Origin of the sequence: Streptomyces sudanensis (assembly GCF_023614315.1) — a bacterium.
Lineage (GTDB): Bacteria > Actinomycetota > Actinomycetes > Streptomycetales > Streptomycetaceae > Streptomyces > Streptomyces sudanensis.
The window spans coordinates 1537022-1541945 of the sequence record NZ_CP095474.1 but is presented as its reverse complement, the minus strand read 5'-3'; the positions used below and the strand labels follow the sequence as shown (position 1 = coordinate 1541945).

Below are 4924 nucleotides of genomic sequence, written 5' to 3'. Positions count from 1 at the left end.
CCGGGGACCGGCGCGGGGCCCTCGGCGGCGGGCGCGGACCGCGCGGGCGGTGCGCGTGGGGACACGGCCGGGCGCCCCGGCCGNNNTGTCACGNNNNGACCCGCCCGCGGCGCCCGCGCGCCGCCGTCGCCGAGGGCCTCCCCGGCCCCCGTGGAGTCGTAGACTTCCCAGCGACCCCCCTTGACCCCCCGACGCTCCCGCCCCGGAGGCCGCAACCGTGTCGAAGCCGCCGTTCACGCACCTCCACGTGCACACCCAGTACTCCCTGCTGGACGGTGCCGCGCGGCTCAAGGACATGTTCGAGGCGTGCAACAAGATGGGCATGACGCACATCGCCATGTCCGACCACGGAAACCTGCACGGGGCGTACGACTTCTTCCACTCGGCGAAGAAGGCGGGCGTCACCCCGATCATCGGCATCGAGGCGTACGTGGCGCCCGAGTCCCGGCGCAACAAGCGCAAGGTCCTCTGGGGCCAGCCGCACCAGAAGCGCGACGACGTCTCCGGCTCCGGCGGCTACACCCACAAGACGATCTGGGCGTACGACAACACCGGCCTGCACAACCTCTTCCGCCTCTCCTCCGACGCGTACGCCGAGGGCTGGCTGCAGAAGTGGCCCCGGATGGACAAGGAGACCATCGCCCGGTGGTCGCAGGGGCTGGTCGCCTCCACCGGCTGCCCGTCCGGCGAGGTGCAGACGCGGCTGCGGCTCGGCCAGTTCGACGAGGCGCTGAAGGCCGCCTCCGACTACCAGGACATCTTCGGCAGGGAGCGGTACTTCCTGGAGCTGATGGACCACGGCATCGAGATCGAGCGCCGGGTCCGCGACGGCCTGCTGGAGATCGGCCGGAAGCTCGGCATCCCGCCGCTGGTCACCAACGACTCGCACTACACGTACGCGCACGAGGCGGGGGCGCACGACGCGCTGCTGTGCATCCAGACCGGCAAGAACCTCTCCGACCCGGACCGCTTCAAGTTCGACGGCACGGGCTACTACCTGAAGTCCACGGAGGAGATGTACGCCATCGACTCCTCGGACGCCTGGCAGGAGGGGTGCGCCAACACGCGGCTGATCGCCGAGATGGTCGATCCGACCGGCATGTTCGAGAAGCGCGACCTCATGCCGAAGTTCGACATCCCCGAGGGGCACACGGAGGTCAGCTGGTTCCGCGAGGAGACCATGCGCGGCATGCACCGCCGCTTCCCCGGAGGCATCCCGGAGGACCGGCTGAAGCAGGTCGAGTACGAGATGGACGTCATCATCCAGATGGGGTTCCCGGGGTACTTCCTCGTCGTCGCCGACTTCATCATGTGGGCCAAGAACCAGGGCATCGCGGTCGGCCCCGGCCGCGGTTCCGCGGCCGGCTCGATCGTCGCGTACGCGCTGGGCATCACCGACCTCGACCCCATCCCGCACGGCCTGATCTTCGAGCGGTTCCTCAACCCCGAGCGCGTCTCCATGCCCGACGTCGACATCGACTTCGACGAGCGCAGGCGCGTCGAGGTGATCAGGTACGTGACGGAGAAGTACGGCGCCGACAAGGTCGCCATGATCGGCACGTACGGCACCATCAAGGCCAAGAACGCGATCAAGGACTCCGCGCGCGTGCTGGGCTACCCGTACGCGATGGGCGACCGGATCACCAAGGCCATGCCCGCCGACGTCCTCGGCAAGGGCATCCCGCTGTCCGGCATCACCGACCCCTCCCACCCGCGCTACAGCGAGGCGGGCGAGGTCCGGGCGATGTACGAGAACGAGCCGGACGTCAAGAAGGTCATCGACACCGCGCGCGGCGTGGAGGGCCTGGTCCGCCAGATGGGCGTGCACGCCGCCGGCGTGATCATGTCCAGCGAGACCATCACCGACCACGTCCCCGTCTGGGTGAGGCACACCGACGGCGTCACCATCACCCAGTGGGACTACCCGAGCTGCGAGTCGCTCGGCCTGCTGAAGATGGACTTCCTGGGCCTGCGCAACCTCACGATCATGGACGACGCCGTCAAGATGGTGAAGGCCAACAAGGGGATCGACATCGACCTCCTGGGCCTCCCGCTCGACGACCCCACGACCTTCGAACTGCTCCAGCGCGGCGACACGCTCGGCGTCTTCCAGTTCGACGGCGGGCCCATGCGCTCGCTGCTGCGGCTGATGAAGCCCGACAACTTCGAGGACATCTCCGCCGTCTCGGCCCTGTACCGGCCGGGCCCGATGGGCATGAACTCCCACACCAACTACGCGCTGCGCAAGAACGGCCAGCAGGAGATCACCCCGATCCACCCCGAGCTGGAGGAGCCGCTCAAGGAGGTCCTGGACGTCACCTACGGCCTGATCGTCTACCAGGAGCAGGTGCAGAAGGCCGCCCAGATCGTCGCCGGCTACTCGCTCGGCGAGGCCGACATCCTCCGCCGCGTCATGGGCAAGAAGAAGCCCGAGGAGCTGGCGAAGAACTTCACCATCTTCCAGGCGGGCGCCCGGAAGAACGGCTACAGCGACGAGGCCGTCCAGGCCCTGTGGGACGTGCTGGTCCCCTTCGCCGGGTACGCCTTCAACAAGGCCCACTCCGCCGCGTACGGCCTGGTGTCGTACTGGACGGCGTACCTGAAGGCCAACCACCCGGCCGAGTACATGGCGGCGCTGCTGACGTCCGTCAAGGACGACAAGGACAAGTCGGCGGTCTACCTCAACGAGTGCCGCCGCATGGGCATCAAGGTCCTCCCGCCCAACGTCAACGAGTCCGAGGCGAACTTCGCCGCCCAGGGTGACGACGTCATCCTCTTCGGCCTCTCCGCCGTGCGGAACGTCGGGACGAACGTCGTCGAGTCGATCATCAGGTGCCGCAAGGCGAAGGGGAAGTACTCCTCCTTCCCCGACTTCCTCGACAAGGTCGAGGTCGTCGTCTGCAACAAGCGCACCGTGGAGTCGCTGATCAAGGCCGGCGCCTTCGACGAGATGGGCCACACCCGCAAGAGCCTCGTCGCCCACCACGAGACCATGATCGACAACGTGGTCGCGGTCAAGCGCAAGGAGGCCGAGGGCCAGTTCGACCTCTTCGGCGGCATGGGCGACGAGGGCGGCGACGAGCCGGGCTTCGGCCTCGACGTCGAGTTCTCCGACATCGAGTGGGAGAAGTCCTACCTGCTCGCCCAGGAACGCGAGATGCTCGGCCTGTACGTCTCCGACCACCCCCTGTTCGGCATCGAGCACGTCCTGTCCGACAAGAGCGACGCGGCGATCTCCCAGCTCACCGGCGGTGAGCACGCGGACGGCGCGGTCGTCACCATCGGCGGGATCATCTCCGGCCTCCAGCGGAAGATGACCAAGCAGGGCAACGCCTGGGCCATCGCCACCGTCGAGGACCTGGCCGGCTCCATCGAGTGCATGTTCTTCCCCGCCACGTACCAGCTGGTCTCCACCCAGCTCGTCGAGGACACGGTCGTCTTCGTCAAGGGCCGCCTCGACAAGCGCGAGGACGTGCCCCGGCTGGTCGCCATGGAGCTGATGGTCCCCGACCTGTCGTCGGCGGGGACCAACGCGCCGGTCGTCCTCACCATCCCCACGGTGAAGGTGACCCCGCCGATGGTCAGCCGGCTCGGCGAGATCCTCAGCCACCACAAGGGCGACACCGAGGTGCGGATCAGGCTCCAGGGCCCCCGCAAGACCACCGTGCTCCGCCTCGACCGGCACCGCGTCCAGCCCGACCCGGCGCTCTACGGCGACCTGAAGGTCCTCCTCGGCCCGTCCTGCCTGGCCGGCTGAGGCGCCGGCGGTCGCACGGGAGGGGCGCGCCCGTCGTCACGGGCGCGCCCCTCCCGCGGACCCGCCGGTCCGGCCGGCGCGCGTCAGTTGTGGCCGAACCTCTTCTGCCGGCCCTTGTGCGCGACGTCCGCCGGCGTCACCTGGGTCGTCCGCTGCTCCGCCGGGTGCTCCACCGGCACGCCGGCGGACTGCCGGGTGCCGGACTCGGCCTGCTGCCGGCGCTCGGTCTTCCTGTTCTTGGCCATGGGGATGCCTCCTGTGGGATGTGGGGGGCCAGGACCGCGACCAGATTCACACACCGGTAGGGGCCGCGCATTTTGGATCATTGCGGACGGTGGTCGCGGACCGTAGCCGAAGAGCGCGGGAACCGCTACGGTGAGGCGCCACGCCGATGATCGCGCTCCGGCCCTCGGGACCCCGCCGGTCGGGCAGACTCGAAGGACACCCGGAGCAACTTTTGATCCCGAGGTTCCCGAAAGAGGGTGGAACACGTGGACCGCTGCGTCGTGCTCGTGGACGCCGGCTATCTGCTCGGCGCGGCCGCCAGTCTGCTGGCCGGGGAGCCCGCACGCTCCCGGATCACCGTCGACCACTCCGCCCTCGTCCAGGGGCTGAGGGAGCGCGCCGAGGCCGACACGGCCCAGCCGCTGCTGCGCATCTACTGGTTCGACGGCGCCCCCGACCGGGTCCCCCAGCCGGAGCACCGCCGGCTCCGCGTCATGCCCCGGGTGACCGTCCGGCTCGGCGCGCTGACCCGCAGTGACGGCCGCTGGGCGCAGAAGGGCGTCGACGCCGCCATGCACGCCGAGCTGACCGAGCTGGCCCGCAACCGGGCCTGCTCCGACATCGTCCTCGTCACCGGCGACGGCGACCTGCTGCCCGGCCTGATGTCCGCCAAGGAGCACGGCGTCGCCGTCCACCTCTGGGCCGTCCAGGCCGCCGACGGCGACTACAACCAGTCCGAGGACCTCGTCGCCGAGGCCGACGAGCGCCGCGTCCTCGACCGGGCCTGGATCACCCGCGCCGTACGGGTGAAGGACCTCACCGGGCCGTGCGCCCCGCCGCACGCGCCCCGCCCCGAGATCGCCGCCATCCTCGCCGCGCCCCTGCCCGAGACCGCCCCCGCCTCGGGGCGGGCCTCCGGCGNCCGGGCGCACGGCCCGGTGA

General features: G+C 69.9%; 2 protein-coding genes and 1 pseudogene. 2 read left to right on the top strand and 1 reads right to left on the bottom strand.

Annotated elements, in window-relative coordinates; all coding sequences use genetic code 11:
- Positions 1–217 precede the first annotated feature (217 nt).
- On the top strand, positions 218–3757 hold the full coding sequence (gene dnaE / locus MW084_RS07100; protein WP_010473447.1) for a DNA polymerase III subunit alpha: 3540 nt from the start codon (positions 218–220) through the stop codon (positions 3755–3757).
- An 83-nt stretch (positions 3758–3840) separates the two neighbouring features.
- Here the strand turns inward: dnaE and MW084_RS07095 are convergent, their stop codons facing one another.
- Entirely contained in the window at positions 3841–4002 is a 162-nt protein-coding gene (locus tag MW084_RS07095) for a hypothetical protein (protein ID WP_010473448.1), read from the bottom strand.
- Positions 4003–4248: 246 nt separating this feature from the next.
- On the opposite strand from MW084_RS07095, the pseudogene MW084_RS07090 reads away from it, so the two are divergent.
- A pseudogene (locus tag MW084_RS07090) lies at positions 4249–4903 on the top strand (NYN domain-containing protein); the annotation flags it as partial.
- Between the last annotated feature and the right edge of the window lie 21 nt (positions 4904–4924).